Origin of the sequence: Ferrimonas kyonanensis DSM 18153 (genome assembly GCF_000425405.1) — a bacterium.
Lineage (GTDB): Bacteria > Pseudomonadota > Gammaproteobacteria > Enterobacterales > Shewanellaceae > Ferrimonas > Ferrimonas kyonanensis.
Window position 1 is genome coordinate 103,393 of record NZ_AUDJ01000001.1, and the last position, 19,279, is coordinate 122,671.

Here is a 19,279-nt window from a genome sequence, read left to right on the forward strand (position 1 = left end):
TGCCTGAGCACCGCGGAGTGCCCATTAGCGACGAACCTTGATGCTGTCGGAGTTCAGCATCGCCAGCACCGGATTGGTTGCCATCACCGACGGCTTCAGCCACCAACCCAGCCCCAGTCCGGCGGCAAAGCCTCCGATGTGGGCCCAGTACGCGACGCTGCCCTGAGCCTGCCAGGCACCGAACAGGTTCAGGGCCAGCCAGATGGCAAAAAAGGCCATTGGCGACAGTTTTTTCTGGTAGATGAAGAACATGAACGTCAGGCTGGCATTCTTAAACCACAGCAGGTACATGCCGAACAGGCCGGCGATGGCGCCACTGGCGCCCACCATGGCCGTGGTGGAGCCTGGATCGGACAAGATCTGCGCCGCAGCCGCGGCAAAACCGCACAGCAGGTACAGCATCAGGAAACGCACCGATCCCAGCGCGTCTTCGATGTTATCGCCCACCACGTATAAGAAGTACATGTTGCCCAGCAGGTGAGTCAGACTCCCATGCAGAAACATGTGGCTGAGCAGGGCGCCGAAATGGTGCCCCTGCAGCAGATAATCGGAACGCAGGGCGAAGGCCTCAAACACCTGCTCGGCCAGCTGACTGTCGCTGTTGTAGCCAAAGAAGATCAGGATGTTAAGGGCAAGCAGCAGGTAGGTCATCCAGGGCGTGGAGTGAGCCTTGACGTTGTATTCCACCGGCATCCTCAGTAGAAACTGAAACAGCCAGGTCTTGGTGCCGGTGGGTTGATTCATCTGCTCCAGCGCCGACTGAATTCGAGGTGACTGGACCACTTTTTCCCGCTCACTGTCATTGACCCAGATGCCGGTGCAGCTGTGGCACACCTCCACCTCGACACTGAAATCCTGCAGCAACTGGTAGTAATGCAGGCCGCCGCTGCATCGGCAGCAACTGCGTGGCGAGGCTCCCAGATGGCTGCCAAGATTGTGTTCGATGCCGACGTCATCGTCACCATTGTCGGCCTGGGACAGGGCGCCGTTGAGTTCACCGTGATCAAACCAGATGCCGCCGCACAGGGTGCAGCGGTCCACTTTCTGGCCGTGGAAATGCAGCTCTCGCATCTGCTGGGTCTGGCAGTTGGGGCAGGTGATGGCCATGGTGTCGGTTACTCCACAATGATGTCGGCGGCTTTCAGTTCAGCCGCCAGGGTCTGGTAGTTGAGCTGCAGCGCGGGCAGGGTATGGGTGCTGATGCCGGCGGTCAACTCCTTAAGCTGATTGGCACCGTAGTGAGAACCGTAGGTACGGTTTTCCATCTTTTGAATGATGTCGGCGGCCGCCATATAAAAGCGGCGGGTCTCGGTCAGAATTTGAGTCGGCGTTTCCAGCGTCTGGTTGGAGTAGCGCATGTTGTTCCAGACAAACTGGGCCAGTTGCGGATGGATGGTCTTCAAATTGCTGTGGGATTCGGTCAGCACGGTGTTGGCGTAGTCATTGATGATGGTGACGTTGTCGTTGACCTCATCATACAGAGCATGGCGCAGGTAGTAGTTGTTCTGTTTACTGGTCAGGGCATCGAAGGCAATGGCCTGGGACAGGCCCTGTTGGGCCGCCAGGTAGACACCGGCAACGGTGGCGATGAGCATAAAGATCTGACTGACCCAGAAACTGGTTTTGACCAGATCCTGATTGTCCAGCTTGGGCCGGCGTTTGCCTGCTGAGGTCGAGGCTTGTGCTTTAGGGTCGATTGTCATAGAGTCCGTGATTCCTAAAAAACTGAAAAAAATTCGTTCGACAGTGTGAAAAAACGCACAGCATATATAAAAAAATTTTCAGTATCTACAACAACTTACGCCAAGGATTTGATTCGGCGGGAAAATAATATTCATAAGTAGAAACAGGGGTCAAAAAATGGATTTACCAGTAACACGCTTGGAAGCTGTGGATTTTCAAAGCGATGGCGCGGCGGAACAGTTCGTGCAGTCGTTGCGGGAGACCGGTTTCGGCGTCCTCAAGAACCACCCGTTGTCGCAATCGGCAGTGCAGAGCATTTACGATAACTGGCTGAACTTCTTCGGCAGTGACCAGAAACACCAGTTTGCCTTTAATGCCGACGCTCAGGACGGCTTCTTTGCCGCCAAGGTGGCCGAAACCGCCAAGGGATCGGATAAGCGCGACATCAAGGAGTACTACCACTACTACCCTTGGGGCCAGTGCCCATCGCACCTGAAAGCCGAGTTGCAGGCTTACTACGACACCACGCTGGCCTTTTCGGCAACCCTGCTGGAGTGGATTGAACGTTACACCCCGGCGGAGGTGGCCAAGCGCTACCGTGAGCCATTACCCAACATGATCAGCGGCAGCGATCAGTCTCTGCTGAGGGTGCTGCATTACCCGCCGATGCAAGGGGATGAAGAGCCGGGGGCCATTCGTGCTGCCGCCCATGAGGACATCAACCTGATCACCATCTTGCCGGCGTCCAATGAGCCGGGATTGCAGGTGAAAGGTAAAGACGGCCAGTGGCTGGATGTGCCTTGCGATTTTGGTAATCTGATCATCAACATCGGCGACATGCTGCAGGAAGCCTCCGGTGGCTATTTTCCTTCGACCACCCACCGGGTGATCAATCCCAAAGGCATGGTTCACAATCGCTCCCGGGTATCGCTACCCTTGTTTATTCACCCGCGCCCGGACGTGGTGTTGTCGGATCGCCACAGCGCTCACAGCTATCTGATGGAGCGACTGCGGGAGTTGGGGGTCATCTGATTGTCACCCGCCCGACCCACCAACGCCGCTGCTGAGTCAGCGGCGTTGCCGTTTTTGGGGCCTCTCTGGCGACGACGGGTGCGGTTCCGAGCACCGGGGGCCAGCTGGGCCGTTAACTTAAGCGGCCGTCGGCGCAGTAGTGGGATACTGGACGCCGGTCAGTTGTTCCGACAGCGTCCACAAGCGGCTTCGAATCGCCGGATCGAGCACCTCGTCTGTTAAAGCAATCGGCCTGGGTGGGCCCCAGATCCCAAACCTCGGCCCCCAGAACTGACCGCCGCTGAGGTCGGCCGAGGTGGCGGCCAGCAGTTGAGGCCGCACTCCCTGAGTGACAGGCGTTGCCAGCCGACGGCTCAACCAGCCGCCGATGCCGATGCTCTGCTGGCGCTCGGTGGCGCTGAGTCCCGGGTGGGCAGCCAGTGACAGGGCTGGGCTGCCTAGTTGGCGGAAGCGTCGTTGCAGCTCATCCATGAACAACAGGTTGGCCAGCTTGCTGTCACCGTAGGCTTTGACTCGATGATAGGGACGTCGATGCCAGTTCAGGTCGTCGAAATCGATGACGCCCCATTTGTAGCCGCCGCTGCTGACGGTCACCACTCTGGCCTCGGGGGCCGCCAACAGTTGAGGCATCAGTCGGCCGGTCAGGGCGAAATGGCCAAGGTGATTGGTGGCCATGTGCATCTCATGACCGCACTCGTTGCGGCACAGCTGAGGCAGATTGACCACGCCGGCGTTGTTCAATAGCAGATCCAGGTGATCGAAGCGGCTGGCGAAGCGTCGACTGAAGCGTTCGATGGACTCGGCTCGAGTGAGATCCAGCCCCAGTACGCTGATATCGGCCCGGGGCTGTTGCCGCAGAATGCAGGCCTTGGCCTGTTCGCCCTTGTTGGTGTCCCGGCAAGCCAGTATCACTTGGGCACCGGCCTGGGCCAGTTGACGGACCGATTCGTATCCCAGTCCGACGTTGCCGCCGCTGACAATGGCGATGCGACCCTGCTGGCAGGCGAGAGAGGGGAGGCTCATGAGGATGCTCCTAGGGAGTGGCCTGAGCGAATTCGGTTTCGACCGAAGGGGCTGGCCACCAGCTTTGACTGACAAATTCCCGTTGCAGCGGCACCGCTTCGCCAAAGATCGGAGTCGCCAGTGTCACACCATGCTGGCGGGCCAACTGTTGAATCCGTTGCAGGGGCTCAAACCAGTCGTGCAGAGCCAAATCAAAGGTACCATTGTGAATCGGCAGCATCACCTTGCCGCGCAAGTCCAGGTGCGCCTGCAGGCTCTCCTCCGGCAACATGTGTACTTCGCTCCAGAGGTCGTTATAGGCGCCGGTTTCGACCAGAGTCAGGTCAAAGGGGCCGAGGCGGTCGCCGATCTCCTTGAAGCCACTGAAGTAGCCAGAATCGCCGCTGAAGAACACGCGAGTGTCGGCCCCGGCCACGACCCAGCTTGCCCATAGGGTGCGATCCCGATCCAGCAGGCCTCGCCCGGAGAAGTGTTGGCTTGGGGTAGCGGTCAGGATCAGGCCCTCAATCACGGTCTGTTGCCACCAGTCCAGCTCGATGATTTTGTCGTCGTCAATGCCCCATTGCCGCAGGTGGTTGCCGACCTTCAGTGGTGTGACAAACCAGTCAACCTTGGCATCCAGGGCCTGGATGGCGGCCTTATCCAAGTGATCATAGTGGTCGTGGCTAATGACCACCGCGGTGATTTCCGGCAGGTCCGCCAATGCCAGTGGTGAGTCATGAAAGCGCTTGGGACCCGCCCACTGGACCGGGGAAGCCCGTTCGCTGAAGACCGGATCAGTGAGCAGCCATTTGCCGTCCAATTGCATCAACACCGTGGAGTGGCCGAGGCGGTAAACCCGGGCTTCACTTCGTTCCAACTCCTGGGTGGCAATTGGCTGCAGTGGGATCGGTTGTGTGGGAGTCGCGGCCAGCCTCTGGTCTTGGAAGTAGGCCTTGGTGATCTGCCACAGGGTGCCGGCATCGTTGCGGATGCTCACTTCGCTGTTGGTGAATTTGGGCTGCCGTCGGGCATCGGAACTCAGGGCACAACTGGTCATAACAAGGGCTCCTAACAACAGGGTGAACAGAATCTTCATCTCGCCACCTACAAGTAAACTAATCGGTGTAGTTTACTTCTTGTCCTTTAAAAGTAAACCGACAAGTGTAAAATTATGTGTGAGACAACTGGACGGCAGCAGCATGGCTATGAATGAAGTAAAACGAACCCGCAGTGAGATAAAGCGACAGGCGATCATCGAAGCCGCCCGCCAGGCGTTTACCGATCAAGGGGTTCAGGGAACCAGTATGGATAAGGTGGCGGCATTGGCACAGGTGTCCAAGCGCACGGTGTACAATCACTTCCCCAACAAGGAGGCGTTAGTGATGCACCTGCTCAGCCAGGTGTGGCAACAGGCGCTGACCCAGACTGAGTTGCAGTATCAGCCGGATCAACCGTTAGCACCACAGCTACAGGGGCTGCTGGAAGAGGAGCTGACCTTGTTGTGTGATCCCATCAATCTGGATATGACGCGGGTGGCATTCAGCCACTTTTTGTTTCATCCGCAGCAGTTGCAGGTCGAGATGGCCAAATTCAATGAGTTGGAAACTGGATTGCAGCGCTGGCTGACGGCGGCGGTGGCCGATGGTCGCCTCAAGCCGATGGAGATCCGCTTCGCCATGGAACAGCTGCATGGCCTGATTAAAGGCTGCGGTTTCTGGCCCCAGGTAATGATGTCGATGCCGCCTCTGCCGGAGCCGCAGCGGCGCCAACTGGCGGCAGAATCTGCCGCCATGTTCCTCAGTCATTATCAGGTTTGACGTCACTAGCGGGGCCCGGTGAGTCATCACTGAGCTTCGATGGCTAGGTCGATTGGATTCCGCCTAGGGCAGCCTGATCGGGATCGTCACCGGGCGTCAGAACTGCGCCACCTCTTCGTCGCTGAGGTAGCGCCATTGGCCCGGAGACAGGCCAGCATCCAACTCCAGAGCGCCGATCTGTTGGCGATGCAGGCCCACGACCTTGTTGCCGACGGCGGCGCACATCCGCTTGACCTGGTGGTACTTACCTTCTTCGATGGTCAGCCAGATCTGGCGTTCGTCGATGCGTTCCACCTGGCCGCGCACCGGGCTGTCTTCGCCGTGCAGCAGCACCCCGTCGCGCAGTTGCGTTAGCGCCTCGTCGTTGATGGCAGTCTCAAGGATCACCCGATAGCGCTTACCACAGCGGGCGTTGGGTGAGGTGATGCGGTGAGACCATTGGCCGTCGCTGGTCAGCAGCAGCAAGCCGGTGGTGTCGGCGTCGAGGCGGCCGACAATCTTCAGCTGCTCCCGCTTAGGCAGGTCCAGAAGCGTCAGTACCGACGCGTAGCCATCATCGACGCTGGAGCAGACCGTATCCACGGGTTTGTGCAGCATCAGGTAACGGGAGCCTCGCACTTCGGTCGGTTCGCCATTGATGCAGATGGTGTGTTCGGGTGACACCTTGAATCCGGGATCCTTGATGATCACGCCGTCGCAGGTGACTTCGCCGCGATGGAGCATTTTCTTGGCCAGGGAACGGGTCAGTTCGGTGGCATTGCACAGGTATTTGTCCAGTCTCATAGGGGACTCGGTGGAAGAATTCTGCTGCCATTATCCTTGATCTGCGGATCCTTGACCATGGGCAGTGATGCCAGGCGGGGTTGCGTCGGTGCCCATCTTGCCTCAGGCTGAGGCTTTTGCTTTCCCTGCGGTGACTGCCGGCATGGCTACGGACTACCAACAACGTCTTCAACCTGTGATTCGCTATCTGGAGCGTCATTACAACCAACCCCTCAACCTGAGTGAGGTCGCGGCCCTGGCGCACCTGTCCCCCTATCATTTTCATCGCATCTTTAAGGCCGTCACCGGGGAGACCCTGAGTGACTATCTGCGTCGGTTGCGGCTGGAAGGGGCAGCCGGTGATCTGTTCTATACCAAGGCACCGGTACTGACTGTGGCCATGGAGTATGGCTTTTCCAGCTCGCAGAGTCTGGCCAAGGCGTTTCGGCAGCACTTTGGGTTGACCCCGACCCGGATTCGCGATTGCCAGGAGCTGCAGGAGCTGTCTCTGGTGCTAAGAAGCAGCAAGATTGGACACCGGCTTCGCAAGCTGGGACACGAATCAGCCGGCGCGCCGGCCTACACTGAAGCGGTGTTTAATTCGTGGAGTACAGAGATGAAACATCAGCATTTTGAACCCGGCCTCATGGCCTTCATTCGCGTCACCGGCCCCTACGGCCAAGGCTACGAGGCGCCTTGCACTCGATTGCACCAGTGGGCTCAGGCCAGCGGCCTGGGCCAGTGCAAGTGTCTGTTTATTTACCATGATAATCCGGAAATCACCCCGGCGGAGCATTGTCGTACCGACATCGGTTTGTTGGTGCCAGATGGCACTCAGGTGCCAGCGGGCATAGAGTTACAGCCCTTTGCTGGCGGTGACTATGCCACCATCCGCAAGACGGTGACCGAGCATGACCAGTATGTCTCTAACTGGAATGAGTTGCTGGGACAGGTGGTGGCCGGAGGCTTGGAATGCGACGACCGCTTCTGTTTCGAGTGGTATCACAGCTTTGACCTCGCCACCGGCGCCGCCGACGTCAGCTTCTGCACCGCCATTCGGGCCGGTTAGGCGGCTCGGGTTAGAGCTCTGGTACCGGCTGGCCCAGGTTGCGGTACCATTCCGCCCTTAAGCTCTCCAGCAGTTGCTGTTTGACCCAGTTGTGGGTCGGAGATTGATTGATCTGTGAGTACACCAGGTAGTTGCCGACGGTGCGCCCGACGTCGATCAGGTCAATCAGTTGCCGGGTCACCGCTTTGGGCAGGGTGCAGGTGCGCAGGTTGCGCACCAATTTCAGGTACTCCCGAGTGAAGGCGTTGCAGCTCAGGGCGATGGCGTTGGTGTCCATCAGATGGCGGCTCAGGGCCGCCAGGTTGTCGGTGTAGCCGGCGACTTTCAGCTCCAGTCCATGCTGACTGGCGACCTGACACAGCAGCGGGCAGGGGATGTCATCGAAGTTATCCAGCTCGAAGTAGGGGTGACGGCAGAGGTTCTCCAGCGTCGGCTCGGCATTGAATACCGGGTGTCCCTCCTTGGCAATCAGGTACATCTCCTCGGTTGGGGAGATCAACTCACCGATCAACTTGTCCCCGCCGAAGTTCTCGTACACCACCGCAAAGTCGATGTCACCGTTCTCAATGGCCCTGCTGCAGTCGGAAGACAGCGTCCGTACCTCAAAGCTCAGGTTGGGGGCTTTGGGCAGAATCACCTCATTGACCGCCTTGTTGGTGATGTAGGTAAACTCGTTATAGGCATAGATGGTGAAATGCTCCCGGGCGGTGCTGGGATCAAACTGAGTATGGCTGCTTTTCAGCTCCTGGTAGTCCATCAGGATGCGGTTGATGATCGGCAGAATCTGAGTGGCCTTGTCGGTAGGCACAAAGCCGTGGCAGCGGCGAATGAACAGCACATCCTGAAACACCTCACGCAGGTTGGCCATGTGGCGGCTGACCGTGGAGCTGCTCATGCCCAGCTCGTTGGCGGCAAGTCCGGCGTTCAGGTGGCGGGAGACGGATTCAAAAACCGTCAGTGAGCGGTAGTCCAGGTGTTCGATGTCCACGACAGTTCCTTAACAGGTATTGAGGTGCCCATTTTTCATGGCCGCCGAGGCTGGCGCGGTGCGGTGGATCACAGCCCCCCGGATTCAATTGTTAAAACTGTTAAGCCGTACCGAATTTGCACGAACCGCAAAATGCGTTTTGCCAGTGCTGAAAATGGTCGGAGCCGTGTGGAGTTTGACGACGGGTGGATTTTGACGCATTTTGAGAGCTGTCCCCGCAAACGACTTACCGGTGCTAATGTGCGCCTTAAGTTGACAGCAGTGAGGTGAATGCGATTTCAGTGCTTTTCAGAGTGAGGAAAGTCACATCTGAATTGCCGATGGAAAAATAAGGAAATATCGAATAGTGAAACTTAGGTGAGATCTCATGTTCTTCGAATTTAGCCCCCCCATAATGTGATCTGTGTAATAGTCAGCCAATCCGTAAAGTTAGACCATCTGCGCACACCAATTATTTCGCGAATAAGAGTGTCATGAAGCTGGATCAATTAAATTACAACCAACTGAAAGTGTTACTTGCGGTTTACAAGCATGGCCAAGGACATCAGGCCGCAAATGAGTTGGGAATGACCGCTTCTGCCGTCAGCCGGACCTTGAAGGGACTGCGTGACATTTTTAAGGATTCACTGTTTGTGCGTCGCTCCTGTGGATTGATCCCCACAGAAAAGACTAACCAACTGATTCCTTTGGCAAAAAAGCTGGTAGATCAGTATCAGCAAATCGAGCAGCACTACTCGGTATTTACCCCGGAAGAATCCGGTGGCCAGTTCATTATTCTGGCGTACGACGAGTTTGTGTATGCGGTACAGAAAGTGGTGAATCAGCACATCATGCCTGAGGCGCCAAACCTGAAGTTTGAAATTCGAACCCTGAGTCATGACTGTACCGCCGAGGTGGCCAATGGCGACATCGACTTCATGGTGGTCTACGAAGGCTTCGAGGGAAAAAACCTGAATTGGGATATGTTTGCTGAAACAGCCGACCTTTATATTTTGGCTAACAGCAGACACTCGATATTCAATAAGGAACTGACTCTGGATATGCTGAGTCGTTATCCTCTGTTGGAGTTGGACAACTATAACGATCTTGCTTGCCCTTTACTGGTGAACTTATGTCGTGAGATTGGCTGTGAGATGGAAGTGGCCGGTTATACAGACAGTGTGGCAACGGCCATGAGATTACTGGCGGAATCCAACAGTATTACTCTCAGTTGTAACCAGTTCACTCGTGAATTTGTCGATATGGTTCCCGGGGTTGATTATGTACGACTCCCTGATGAGTTGGCGCGTAGAATTCGCGAACGTCGCCGAACTGAACGAGATATCGGAAACTATATCCTGTATGGGGATATTAATAATTCGGCCTCGTTCAACTGGGTGAAGTCGAAACTGATTTACGGATTAGAAAAGGAATGGCGTAAAGCCTCCGAGCGCTAATCCGCACAAATTGAAATAACACTTTTTATTTAGGGTGGCTTCTTATTCTGAGAAGCCATCGAGGACCCTTTTTGCCTAATCGAGGTGGCAGGTGGAATTTACTAACTTTTGCATTATGGCTTTTGCGGCCTATTTAGTGCTGAAAAAGCCTGAAAAAGAAAAGCTGGCGGATCGGCTTTTATTTGGCTCTATCGCATTGAGCTTCTTTATCTGGATCATGATGTCTTGGGGCACTTTGATGCCCATCGGTAACTATTAAGGAAGCATGATGAACAGTCGTGGAGATATTTTTAATAAGCTGGCGTCACTGGCTTCCATCGTAATCATGGCGCTGCCGGTGGGCATCGCCTGCTTCGTGTTCGGCTTTATCATGAAGGACAACCCTTGTGCCTTCTGTTGGGAAGAGCGGACCGCCATGGTACTGGTGGCACTGACCGCCATCTACATCGTCCGTTATGGCCTCAAGCCGAAGTACATTGCGGCGTTGGTGTTCCTGGGTATCTACGGTGCCTACATGGCCTCGGTACACACCGGCTTTAACTTTGCCAGCGACATCGGTCAGGGCTTCTCAGTCAAGATCATGGGCGCTCACACCTACTCCTGGGCCCTGTTTGTGTTCCTGGTGGTGCTGGTGGTGGTTGCAGCGTTGCTGATGTTCCTGGGCAATAAGTTCCCCGAGCACAGCCCTCGCAGCAGCAAGAATGACGGCCTGGTGAAAGCGGCCAGCTACGTGTTCCTGTTTGTGATTGCCGGCAACATCGTTCAGGCCTTTACCCAAACCGGCCCCGCGCCTTTCGTCGGTCAGGACAGCCCGGGTCGGGTGTCATTCAATCCCAAGTACATGAGCTGGGAACTGGATCACTGGCCAAGCTACTCCCCGGATGCCCGCGGTCCTTATGCCGTATCGGATCCTGACTACGATGCCATCACCGCTACTGCGCCTATCTACAAAGGGGCGGCTCAGCAACCGATGAGCACCCTGTCTCTGCCAGCAGAGATCGCGACTCGTGTTACCGGCATCGATTACCAGCCGGAAGCCAAGCTGTACGCCGTAACCACCACCGACATGTGGGTCTACATCCTGGACGCCACCATGACCAAGGTGATCACCAAGGCCGACATCGATGGCATGTACATGCTGCACATCTCTCCGCTGGTGGGCGTGGGCTTCGTGTCCCCGACTGAGCTGGTCGTGATGGGAGACAATAAGGCATTTGCCAAGCTGGTTCTCAGTAATGATCAGACTTGGGAAGTAAACTATCGTCGTTTCAATGAAAGCAGCGATGGCATCGGTGAAACCGAGCGTGGCCAGTTTGCCACCGTGCGTGCTAAGCACAGCTACTCCGTTGCCTTCGGCTTTGACAGCGACAAGCAGCAGTTCGTCAGCGTAACCGCCAAGAACGAACAAACCGAAAACCTGGTGGCTTCCCGCTTTGCGCTGGAAGACATGACTCTGTCAGCCGAACAGCCGTTGTCCGTGGCTGCGAAGCAGGGACAGTGGTTGCAGAACCTGCCACTGGTCACAGGTATCAGCGTCGATAATGGCGCCAGCTACTTGCTGAGCAATTCCGGTTCTGAAGTACTGGTGATGGATAACGAATCCGGAGAGATTGAAAAAGGCATCAAACTGGCGGCGCCGGTTAATCCTTACGGTCTGGTTAAGACTGGCAACTCTCTGTTGGTGACCGGATTCGAAAATGGAATTAATAAGGTTTATCAGTACGCACTTTAAATCGTAACTCGTTTATTTTCGACCTGCTATTTCAGGCTTATTTGTTGGTGCAGTTTCAGGCTCGGTGGTGAGGTTAATCTCTCTCATTCCCTGCTCAAGAATGACCCTTAGTTGTCCTCAAGCAAAATTGACTTTGCCATTGAGCCTGACTTTTTAAGTTACTGAAAATAGCTGGTTAAAAACGTAGCGATATTTTGACCTTGAATTCATAGATTATAAAAGGTTGGTAGTAAGATGATGAAAATCGATAGACGTAAGTTCTTGCAAGGGGTCGGTGCTACATCGGTATTCACCTCCTTGTCCGGACTGGCTCCTGGTGTTGCGAACGCCAAGCCTCGGGGCGGAAATGACAGCCTGCTCGACAAACGCAATGGTGAAATTAAATACCACACCTGTGCCCGTAACTGTGCTGACCGTTGTCTGCTGAAGTTCCGTGTTCAGGATGGTCGTATGACCTACGTCAGTGGTGCCGAAGAGCAAGAGAAGACCGGTACTTCTCCTTGCGTGAAAGGCCACACCTACGTGCAGTACACCTATGCCGCAGACCGCATCCTGCACCCCATGAAGCGGGTGGGCAAGAAAGGCGAAGGCAAGTGGAAGCGCATCAGCTGGGATGAGGCTTACGCCGAAATCAGCACCAAGCTGAAGAGCATCGTAGCCGAGCACGGCCCGGAAGCGGTCCTGCCTTACTCCTACTCCGGCCACGAAGGCATGATCGGCAAGTACGGCGGCCCATGTCGCTTCTTCCACAAGTTGGGCGCCACTCAGTTGGACCGTCTTGTGTGTGTATTTGCTGCCTATGAAGGCCTGAAGTCTGTGACCGGTACCTGGCGTGGTCCCGATCCGGAAGATACACCGAAGACCAACTGCTACATCGCCTGGGGTCAGAACGAGACCGCCACCAACGTTCACGGCATCAAGTACATCAACCGTGCCCGTGACAACGGTGCCAAGCTGTTGGTTGTAAACCCTATCCGTACGCCAATTGCGTCTCAGGCCGACATCTGGTTGCAGCCTAAGCCAAGTACCGATACTCACCTTGCCGCCGGTATCATGAAGTATCTGGTGGAGAAGGATCTGGTGGACCACGAGTTCATCAAGAAGAACACCCTGGGTTACGACGAGCTGGTGAAACGCCTGAATGAGATCAGCTACGACGAAGTCGAGCAGGTCACCGGTGTGCCACGGGCCAAGATGTTTGAATTTGCCAAGGTATACGGTGAGTCCAAGCTGTCGGTTCTGCGCCTGGGTTACGGCATGCAGCGTAACTACAACGGTGCCCGTATGACCCGTGCCATCGCCATGATGCACGCCATCGGTGGTAACTTCGGTCAGATCGGTAACGGTTTCATCTACGACAACGTTCAGGCCGACGACGGCATGAACTACGCCAAGGGCACCGCGTCCCACCTGCGTACCAACTCCGACACCGTTCAGCACGTCAACATGACCGAGATCGCCAAGGCGATTCATCCGACCAACCCGACGGCCTACGGTAAGCCGATCAAGCCGATTCACGCGCTGATCAACTACAACGGCAACTTCGTTGCAGTGGCGCCGGATTCCAACGCCTGTCGACTGGGCGCCATGCGTGACGATCTGTTCCTGGTGGTGCATGACTTCATCATGACCGATACCGCTGAGCTGGCCGACATCATCGTACCGGCGGCGACTCAGTTTGAGTCTGACGACTACTGCCCTGACTACAACTGCTACTACCAGCAGATCTGTGAGAAGGTGATCGAGCCTGTAGGCGAGTCCAAAGACAACTGGACCTTCTTCAAAGAGCTGGCGCACCACATGGGCTTCGATGATCCGGAGTTCCAGGTTGACCACGAAGGCATTCTGCGTGACTTCATGGACACCGATGACTACGCCTATGAAGGCATCACTTACGAGCAGATTGCCCGTGAGAAATTCGTTAAGGTGAACGTGCCACGGCCATTCTTCGGTGACGGCAAGTACCACACCGAAAGCGGCAAGATCGAACTGTTCTCCGACTACATGGCCAATGCCGGCTTCGATCCGGTCATCGACCTGGGTCTGCCGGAAGACGAGATGATCAAAGAGGAGCGTGAACTGCCGTTCCGTCTGCTGTCTCCTGCGATCCCTCAGCGGGCCAACAGCTCCTTCTACAACGTGAAGTACATGCGTACCTTCCCGGCTTACTTCGCCAAAATCCACCCTCAGGATGCAGAGAAGTACGGCATTAAGCACAACGATCGGGTGCGTCTGAGCAACCATCGTGGTGAAGCCCACTTCGTGGCCATGGTGACCAGCCAGGTGGTTCCAGGAACCATCATGGCGCCAAAGAACAACTGGCGTCGCATGGACCCTCAGGGCAAGGCCAGCTGTACCAACAACCTCACCACCGACAAGTTGACCGATATGGGCGGTTGCTCGGCCTATCACTCAACCCGCGTCGGCCTGGAAAAGGCTTAAGGAGTAACCGATGGAAAACAAACACCAACTTGGATTTGTATTCAGACAAGAGAACTGCGTCGGTTGCGGTGCCTGTACCGTGGCTTGTCAGATTCACAACGAACTGCCAGAGAACGTGCGCTTCCGTAAGGTAGACCGTTACGAAGTCGAAAAAGGCGACGGCATTGTTGATGTGTGGTTGAGCCACTCTTGCATGCATTGTGGCAACCCTGCCTGTCTGATGGTGTGTCCGGCTCAGGCCTACACCATTCGTCACGACGGCCTGGTGGTCCTGGATCGCGAGAAGTGCACCGGCTGTGGTCTGTGTGTGTCCGCCTGTCCTTACGACGCGGTGGCCATGGTGGATACCGACGGCAAAGCGGCCAAGTGCAACATGTGCATCGAGCTGATTGACCAGGGTAAGAAGCCTGCCTGTGTTGATGGTTGCCCGGTACAGTGCCTGGATCAGGACAAGATCCACCAGGTTCTGGACCAGAAGGCATCCGCCAGTAAAGAGGGTATCGGTTACTCAGACTGCGTGACCAAGCCAAACATGGTGATTATCAAGGAGCGTGCGTGATGAATTGCGACTATGGACCGATCGCCTCCGCGTACCACGCCCTGAAAGGCATGGTGTTTGCCCCCTCCAATCCGGAGTCTGTGGCTAACCTCATCGCCTATCTGGAGGCCAGCGGCAGCAATCCCGAATTGTTGGCTGAAGCGCAGCGGTACGCCGACGCGCCAGAGGATTTGGAGTGTGACTTCAACCGCATGTGCATCGGCCCATACCGCTTACTGGTGCCGCCCTACGAGTCTGTCTACTGCGCCAGCGGCCGTCAAATCAATACCGATGACACCGTCAAGGTGGCTGATTTCTATCAGAACATCGGTCTGGTAATCGACGAAAAGCTGAACGAGCCGGCAGACTACATCGGCAACGAACTGGAGTTTCTCTACTGCGTAGAGGCTCTGGTGAGTGAGCACCAGAAACAGGAAAACAGCGACACGGCGGCGGCCCTGGAGGAGTTGGCTCAGGAGTTTTTGAGCCTGCACCTGGGGACCTGGTACCAGAAGTTTACCGAAGGCATGGAGAAGCATGCCCAGACCGACTTCTGGCGCCTGTATGCCGGTGAATTGCGTCGCTTCCTGTCATCACGAATGACTCATTAATTCTGGTGGGGTAACCACTCCCCGCCTGTACGGGAGCCTGTTTGGCACCTAAGGATTAAAAATGAAACGTTTGATTGCTTTATTTCAGCTGGTGTTGGTGTCGGCATTTGCCAGCCAAGCCGTCGCGGCCCCTAAGGCCGAACTTCAGCCTCAGCAGTGGCAGCCGATCCAGGAGATCAGCATTCAGGGTGATATCCCTGAGCTGCGTGGCATGCCCATGCAGCCTGAGTTGCCGGTGGTGAACACCGTCGTCAACCAGGGCTACCTGGAGACCTTGTCTCCGGCCAGCTACTGGGCCGATCTGCTGATCTACTCGTTCTTCGGCATGATTGCCCTGCTGGCCGCGTTCGTGGTCATCAACGGTAAGTCGAAGCTGACCAATGGTTTCTCCGGCAACAAGATCGACCGCTGGAGTGGCATGGACGTGTTTGTGCACTGGGTTGGCGGCATCGCCTGTCTGTTCCTGATCGGTACCGGTCTGGTGATCGGCGCTGGCCGCTTCCTGCTGGAGCCGAACATGGGCGCCAGCCACTGGATCGGCGTGATCAACACCTCGGTGTCTCTGCACGACATGATGGCTTTCCCCTTCATTCTGGGTTGGGCCGTGATGGTGCTGAAGTGGGCACCGAAGCAGATGCCAGAAGCCTGTGACCTGGGCTGGTTCAAAGCCGCCGGTGGTTACCTGAACTTCGGTCCCTTCAAGGGCAAGCACCCGGATGCGGGCTTTGCCAACGCCGGTGAGAAGCTGTGGTTCTGGTGTTTCGCCATCTTCGGTCTGGTGATGATCGGTTCCGGCCTGGTGATGATGTTCCCCAGCCTGGCGGAGACCAAAGACGGTGCCAACCTGGCCCTGATTCTTCATCTGGTCAGTGCCGTGGTTCTGGGCGCCTTCGCCGTGGTGCACATCTTCATGGCAACCATCATGTCTGAAGGTGGTATGGAGTGCATGGTTTCCGGTAAGTGTGATGAAAACTGGGCCAAGCAACACCACAACCTGTGGCTGAAACAGGTACGCAAGTCCTAATCATCGTTTGATGCATTAATGGCCCCACATTCGTGGGGCCATCTCATTGATACCCATGCTGCACGCCTCTCCATCATGGAGCAGGTGCAGCCCCGTAGTGCTTTATGGAATGAGTTTGTAACAATGAATACCAAAATGACTTTGATGGCCGCCGCCATCGCCGCAGTATCCGTGAACGCCGTTGCCGCCGATTCTCTGGAAGAGCAGGTTCGTGTCCTGTCCGAGCGCGTTCAGCAACTGGAGCAGCAGACCCCGACCCTGGCCGAAGGCACCAGCTTCAACCTGTATGGCAGCCTGCGTCCGACCTTCAACTACCTGGACGATGGTGACAACGGCAAGTGGGACGTGCGCGATGCCCTGTCCCGGGTTGGCATTAAGGCTCAGACCGAACTGAGCAATGGCTGGGTAGCCATCGCCCAGGGTGAGTGGAGCGTTGATATCTCCAACAATGGCGACTTCGGTAAGGCCCGTCAGGCGTACGTGGCGCTGGCGACCCCTTATGGTCAGCTGGGTGTGGGCAAGCAACGTCCGGCCCAGTACACCCTGGTGGCGGAGTACGTGGACATCTTTAACCACGGCAACAGCCCGTTTGCCTATGACGCCGAAAGTCCATTCTTTGTCGACAACTTTGTCACCTACAAGCTGCAGAAGCAGGGCTTCACCCTGATGGCCGGCGCGCAAATCAACGGTGACAAAGGCGACGATAACGCCGACATGGTTAACGTTGGCGTCGGCTATGACCTGGCTGGTCTGCACCTGGGTCTGGGGTACGTGACCCAGGATCGTCTCGACGACAGCAACCAGGTGGTTGGCGATGACCAGACCATTGGTGGCGTGGTGGCGTACAGCTTCGACAACGGCCTGTACCTGGCCGCCGCTTACCAGGATAAGGACTACAACCTGGACAACGGTGTCGACCGCAGTGGCAGCACTCTGGACACCGCGTTGGCCTACCCTTTTGCCGATCAATACAAGGTGAAACTGGGTTACTTCATCTTTGAAGATGGCGTCAAGGACAACAGCAGCAAGGATTACGACGGCTACAACACCACCCTGGAGTGGAACGCCGCCGACAACCTGCGCTTCCACGTCGAGTACCTGGTGAAAGACTTTGACTACAGCGACAAGGACACCTCCATCGCCGTGGGCATGCGTTACGACTTCGATCTGGGTTGGAACTTCTAACCGGATTGAAACGCTGTGATGGTTCGAGTTAGCCCCTGACCATCCTGCGGACTTATCTCCTCACCTCCAAGGCAGCCGCAAGGCTGCCTTTTTTTGTCAGCAGCCACTGAACTCCAGCTGATAGTTGGGGGCGGCATTGGGGTCGTCGCGATCGCAACTTGGCGGGTTGGTGGTGCCGTAGGCTTGCTGATACATGAAGTAACACTGGCTGGCCTTGATGTTGCTGTCGCCGAAGCCGAAGTAGACCTTGTCCACCCCTTCGTACTCAAATCCGAGGTTGTCGTCACTGTAGTCGAGGCGTTTGGCGACGTCGGTGTTGTCCAGATAACCGCACTTCAGGCGGGTCTCAAAGGTGCCGTCACCATCGACGTCGACGTCGGTAAGATCGCCGCGGCCGGACACCGGCCGGGCCCGGTAGCTGGGCAGTTTCGACAACAGGTACATCTGTTGGTTGGCTTCCTCGACGGCGGCGCCGAACTGAGTCAGTACCCCGGCCCGGGCATCGGCACTCAGGCCGATAAAGCGCGGTGTAGCCACCACCGCCAGGATGCCCAGCAGCACCAGTACCACGGTCAGTTCAATCAGGGTGAAGCCCTTAGTCGGCGATACAGTGTTCACAGTGTTGGTTCCGTCAGGGGATGCAGTTTAAGAAGGGAATTTTGAGCCACAATGCCAATCTGTTCAAGTTCTGGTCGTAGCTGACCGGCTGCGGAGGGGCAAACTGTGAGCCCGGCAGGACCGGGCTCCTCAGGGTTAAAGCATCAGGGTCTCGGCGGGGAGTCGCACCCAGCCCTCCATCAGCACTCGGGCGCTGCGGCTCATGGTGGCGGCATCGATGTGCCACTGTTGCTGACGCTGTTGGGCACTAGCGCCCACCTTGAGGGTGCCCGAGGGGTGGCCGAAGCGCACCGAGTCCCGCTCGCCGCCCCCGGCAGCGAGGTTGACCAGGGTGCCGGGTACGGCGGCGGCGGCGCCAATGGCCACTGCGGCGGTGCCCATCATGGCGTGATGCAGTTTGCCCATGGACAGCGCCCGCACCGTCAGGTCGATGGCGTCGGCCTCAACCCGTTTGCCGCTGGAGGCCTGGTAGCTGGCGGCAGGGGCCACAAAGGCGATTTTTGGGGTGTGCTGGCGCTGGGCCGCTTCGTCGATGTGGCCAATGAGGCCCATTCTGACGGCACCGTAGGCGCGAATGGTTTCAAACCGCGCCAGCGCCTCGGCGTCACCGTTGATGGCATCCTGCAGTTCGGTGCCGCGGTAGCCAAGATCCTCGGCTCGCAGAAACAGGGTCGGAATGCCGGCATTGATCAGGGTGGCGTCGAATTGGCCGATGCCGGGCACCTCGAGGCGATCGACCACCCGACCGGTGGGGAACAGGTCGCCGTCGCCCGGATCGGCAAACGCCACCTCCACTTCGGCGGCAGGGAAGGTGACACCATCCAGTTCAAAGTCGCCGCTCTCTTGCACCTGGCCATCTCGGATGGGGACCCGGGCGATGATGGTTTTTTCGATGTTGGCCTGCCAGATGCGGACGGTAGCCTGGCCGTTGCGGGGAATGCGGTCGGCGGCCACCAGACCATTGCTGATGGCAAAGGCGCCGACGGCGGCGGTCAGGTTGCCACAGTTGCCGCTCCAGTCCACGAACGGGCGGTCGATGGCCACCTGGCCAAACAGGTAGTCGACGTCGTGATCCGCTCGTTCGCTGGCGGACAGGATCACTGTTTTACTAGTGCTGGAGGTGGCTCCGCCCATGCCGTCGATCTGTTTGCCGTAGGGATCGGGGCTGCCGATGACCCTGAGCAGCAGGGCATCCCGGGCCGGGCCGGGGACTCGGGCCGCTTCGGGCAGATCATTGAGCGCGAAAAACACCCCTTTGCTGGTGCCGCCGCGCATGTAGGTGGCGGCTACGCGCAGTTGAGGAAGATGAGCCATGGGAATGGGGTTCCTTATTCAGT

19 protein-coding genes are annotated in these 19,279 nt (G+C 56.9%); 11 read left to right on the top strand and 8 right to left on the bottom strand.

Annotated features, from left to right (window positions below; translation table 11 throughout):
- Positions 1 to 24: 24 nt before the first annotated feature.
- A complete protein-coding gene (locus H598_RS0100500; RefSeq protein WP_028111243.1) occupies positions 25 to 1,107 on the bottom strand; it encodes a rhomboid family intramembrane serine protease in 1,083 nt (360 codons plus the stop codon).
- Positions 1,108 to 1,115: 8 nt separating this feature from the next.
- Positions 1,116 to 1,703 carry a hypothetical protein gene (locus H598_RS0100505; protein ID WP_028111244.1) on the bottom strand — a complete coding sequence of 196 codons (588 nt, stop codon included), beginning with the start codon at positions 1,701 to 1,703 and terminating at the stop codon, positions 1,116 to 1,118.
- A gap of 157 nt (positions 1,704 to 1,860) precedes the next feature.
- On the opposite strand from H598_RS0100505, the gene H598_RS0100510 reads away from it, so the two are divergent.
- Positions 1,861 to 2,715: a 2OG-Fe(II) oxygenase family protein gene (locus H598_RS0100510; protein ID WP_028111245.1), complete on the top strand. Its 855-nt coding sequence runs from the start codon at positions 1,861 to 1,863 to the stop codon at positions 2,713 to 2,715.
- Between the two features lie 117 nt (positions 2,716 to 2,832).
- Here H598_RS0100510 and H598_RS0100515 read toward each other — a convergent pair whose 3' ends face one another.
- Positions 2,833 to 3,738 carry an oxidoreductase gene (locus tag H598_RS0100515; protein WP_028111246.1) on the bottom strand — a complete coding sequence of 302 codons (906 nt, stop codon included), beginning with the start codon at positions 3,736 to 3,738 and terminating at the stop codon, positions 2,833 to 2,835.
- Between the two features lie 10 nt (positions 3,739 to 3,748).
- Complete coding sequence (locus H598_RS22910) at positions 3,749 to 4,816, bottom strand: MBL fold metallo-hydrolase (protein WP_035414866.1); 1,068 nt, start codon at positions 4,814 to 4,816, stop codon at positions 3,749 to 3,751.
- Between the two features lie 109 nt (positions 4,817 to 4,925).
- On the opposite strand from H598_RS22910, the gene H598_RS0100525 reads away from it, so the two are divergent.
- The gene (locus tag H598_RS0100525) at positions 4,926 to 5,537 is read left to right on the top strand and encodes a TetR/AcrR family transcriptional regulator (protein ID WP_028111247.1); all 612 of its coding nucleotides are present in this window, start codon (positions 4,926 to 4,928) and stop codon (positions 5,535 to 5,537) included.
- 96 nt (positions 5,538 to 5,633) lie between these two features.
- Here H598_RS0100525 and H598_RS0100530 read toward each other — a convergent pair whose 3' ends face one another.
- Positions 5,634 to 6,320, bottom strand: a complete 687-nt coding sequence (locus H598_RS0100530) for a pseudouridine synthase (protein ID WP_028111248.1) — start codon at positions 6,318 to 6,320, stop codon at positions 5,634 to 5,636.
- Between the two features lie 67 nt (positions 6,321 to 6,387).
- Between H598_RS0100530 and H598_RS0100535 the strand changes: the two genes are divergently transcribed.
- The gene (locus H598_RS0100535) at positions 6,388 to 7,368 is read left to right on the top strand and encodes an AraC family transcriptional regulator (RefSeq protein WP_245595529.1); all 981 of its coding nucleotides are present in this window, start codon (positions 6,388 to 6,390) and stop codon (positions 7,366 to 7,368) included.
- Positions 7,369 to 7,378: 10 nt separating this feature from the next.
- Here the strand turns inward: H598_RS0100535 and H598_RS0100540 are convergent, their stop codons facing one another.
- Positions 7,379 to 8,356: a LysR family transcriptional regulator gene (locus H598_RS0100540; protein ID WP_028111250.1), complete on the bottom strand. Its 978-nt coding sequence runs from the start codon at positions 8,354 to 8,356 to the stop codon at positions 7,379 to 7,381.
- Positions 8,357 to 8,829: 473 nt separating this feature from the next.
- Here H598_RS0100540 and H598_RS0100545 point away from each other — a divergent pair, with 473 nt between their 5' ends.
- From H598_RS0100545 to H598_RS0100580, 8 genes are all read left to right on the top strand, one after another.
- A complete protein-coding gene (locus H598_RS0100545) occupies positions 8,830 to 9,792 on the top strand; it encodes a LysR family transcriptional regulator (protein WP_028111251.1) in 963 nt (320 codons plus the stop codon).
- A gap of 91 nt (positions 9,793 to 9,883) precedes the next feature.
- Positions 9,884 to 10,051, top strand: a complete 168-nt coding sequence (locus tag H598_RS26710) for a hypothetical protein (protein ID WP_169629180.1) — start codon at positions 9,884 to 9,886, stop codon at positions 10,049 to 10,051.
- 6 nt (positions 10,052 to 10,057) lie between these two features.
- Complete coding sequence (locus H598_RS22915; protein WP_245595530.1) at positions 10,058 to 11,524, top strand: disulfide bond formation protein B; 1,467 nt, start codon at positions 10,058 to 10,060, stop codon at positions 11,522 to 11,524.
- A 237-nt stretch (positions 11,525 to 11,761) separates the two neighbouring features.
- On the top strand, positions 11,762 to 13,966 hold the full coding sequence (locus H598_RS0100560) for a molybdopterin-containing oxidoreductase family protein (RefSeq protein WP_028111252.1): 2,205 nt from the start codon (positions 11,762 to 11,764) through the stop codon (positions 13,964 to 13,966).
- 10 nt (positions 13,967 to 13,976) lie between these two features.
- Complete coding sequence (locus H598_RS0100565; RefSeq protein WP_028111253.1) at positions 13,977 to 14,525, top strand: 4Fe-4S dicluster domain-containing protein; 549 nt, start codon at positions 13,977 to 13,979, stop codon at positions 14,523 to 14,525.
- A complete protein-coding gene (locus H598_RS0100570) occupies positions 14,525 to 15,115 on the top strand; it encodes a TorD/DmsD family molecular chaperone (protein ID WP_028111254.1) in 591 nt (196 codons plus the stop codon). Before H598_RS0100565 ends, H598_RS0100570 begins: the two co-directional genes overlap by 1 nt.
- A gap of 61 nt (positions 15,116 to 15,176) precedes the next feature.
- Complete coding sequence (locus tag H598_RS0100575; protein ID WP_028111255.1) at positions 15,177 to 16,139, top strand: formate dehydrogenase subunit gamma; 963 nt, start codon at positions 15,177 to 15,179, stop codon at positions 16,137 to 16,139.
- A 123-nt stretch (positions 16,140 to 16,262) separates the two neighbouring features.
- On the top strand, positions 16,263 to 17,324 hold the full coding sequence (locus H598_RS0100580) for a porin (RefSeq protein ID WP_028111256.1): 1,062 nt from the start codon (positions 16,263 to 16,265) through the stop codon (positions 17,322 to 17,324).
- A gap of 96 nt (positions 17,325 to 17,420) precedes the next feature.
- Here H598_RS0100580 and H598_RS0100585 read toward each other — a convergent pair whose 3' ends face one another.
- Both H598_RS0100585 and prpF read right to left on the bottom strand, forming a co-directional pair.
- Positions 17,421 to 17,942, bottom strand: coding sequence for a type II secretion system protein (locus H598_RS0100585; protein ID WP_028111257.1), 522 nt, complete (start codon positions 17,940 to 17,942; stop codon positions 17,421 to 17,423).
- Between the two features lie 135 nt (positions 17,943 to 18,077).
- Complete coding sequence (prpF, locus tag H598_RS0100590) at positions 18,078 to 19,256, bottom strand: 2-methylaconitate cis-trans isomerase PrpF (protein WP_028111258.1); 1,179 nt, start codon at positions 19,254 to 19,256, stop codon at positions 18,078 to 18,080.
- Positions 19,257 to 19,279: the final 23 nt, after the last annotated feature.

Bases quoted from the DNA above. Each gene is read 5' to 3' on its own strand.
- H598_RS0100500 (WP_028111243.1), bottom strand. From the start codon at position 1,107: ATGGCCATCACCTGCCCCAACTGCCAGACCCAGCAGATGCGAGAGCTG.
- H598_RS0100505 (WP_028111244.1), bottom strand. From the start codon at position 1,703: ATGACAATCGACCCTAAAGCACAAGCCTCGACCTCAGCAGGCAAACGC.
- H598_RS0100510 (WP_028111245.1), top strand. From the start codon at position 1,861: ATGGATTTACCAGTAACACGCTTGGAAGCTGTGGATTTTCAAAGCGAT.
- H598_RS0100515 (WP_028111246.1), bottom strand. From the start codon at position 3,738: ATGAGCCTCCCCTCTCTCGCCTGCCAGCAGGGTCGCATCGCCATTGTC.
- H598_RS22910 (WP_035414866.1), bottom strand. From the start codon at position 4,816: ATGAAGATTCTGTTCACCCTGTTGTTAGGAGCCCTTGTTATGACCAGT.
- H598_RS0100525 (WP_028111247.1), top strand. From the start codon at position 4,926: ATGAATGAAGTAAAACGAACCCGCAGTGAGATAAAGCGACAGGCGATC.
- H598_RS0100530 (WP_028111248.1), bottom strand. From the start codon at position 6,320: ATGAGACTGGACAAATACCTGTGCAATGCCACCGAACTGACCCGTTCC.
- H598_RS0100535 (WP_245595529.1), top strand. From the start codon at position 6,388: ATGCCAGGCGGGGTTGCGTCGGTGCCCATCTTGCCTCAGGCTGAGGCT.
- H598_RS0100545 (WP_028111251.1), top strand. From the start codon at position 8,830: ATGAAGCTGGATCAATTAAATTACAACCAACTGAAAGTGTTACTTGCG.
- H598_RS22915 (WP_245595530.1), top strand. From the start codon at position 10,058: ATGATGAACAGTCGTGGAGATATTTTTAATAAGCTGGCGTCACTGGCT.
- H598_RS0100560 (WP_028111252.1), top strand. From the start codon at position 11,762: ATGAAAATCGATAGACGTAAGTTCTTGCAAGGGGTCGGTGCTACATCG.
- H598_RS0100565 (WP_028111253.1), top strand. From the start codon at position 13,977: ATGGAAAACAAACACCAACTTGGATTTGTATTCAGACAAGAGAACTGC.
- H598_RS0100570 (WP_028111254.1), top strand. From the start codon at position 14,525: ATGAATTGCGACTATGGACCGATCGCCTCCGCGTACCACGCCCTGAAA.
- H598_RS0100575 (WP_028111255.1), top strand. From the start codon at position 15,177: ATGAAACGTTTGATTGCTTTATTTCAGCTGGTGTTGGTGTCGGCATTT.
- H598_RS0100580 (WP_028111256.1), top strand. From the start codon at position 16,263: ATGAATACCAAAATGACTTTGATGGCCGCCGCCATCGCCGCAGTATCC.
- prpF (WP_028111258.1), bottom strand. From the start codon at position 19,256: ATGGCTCATCTTCCTCAACTGCGCGTAGCCGCCACCTACATGCGCGGC.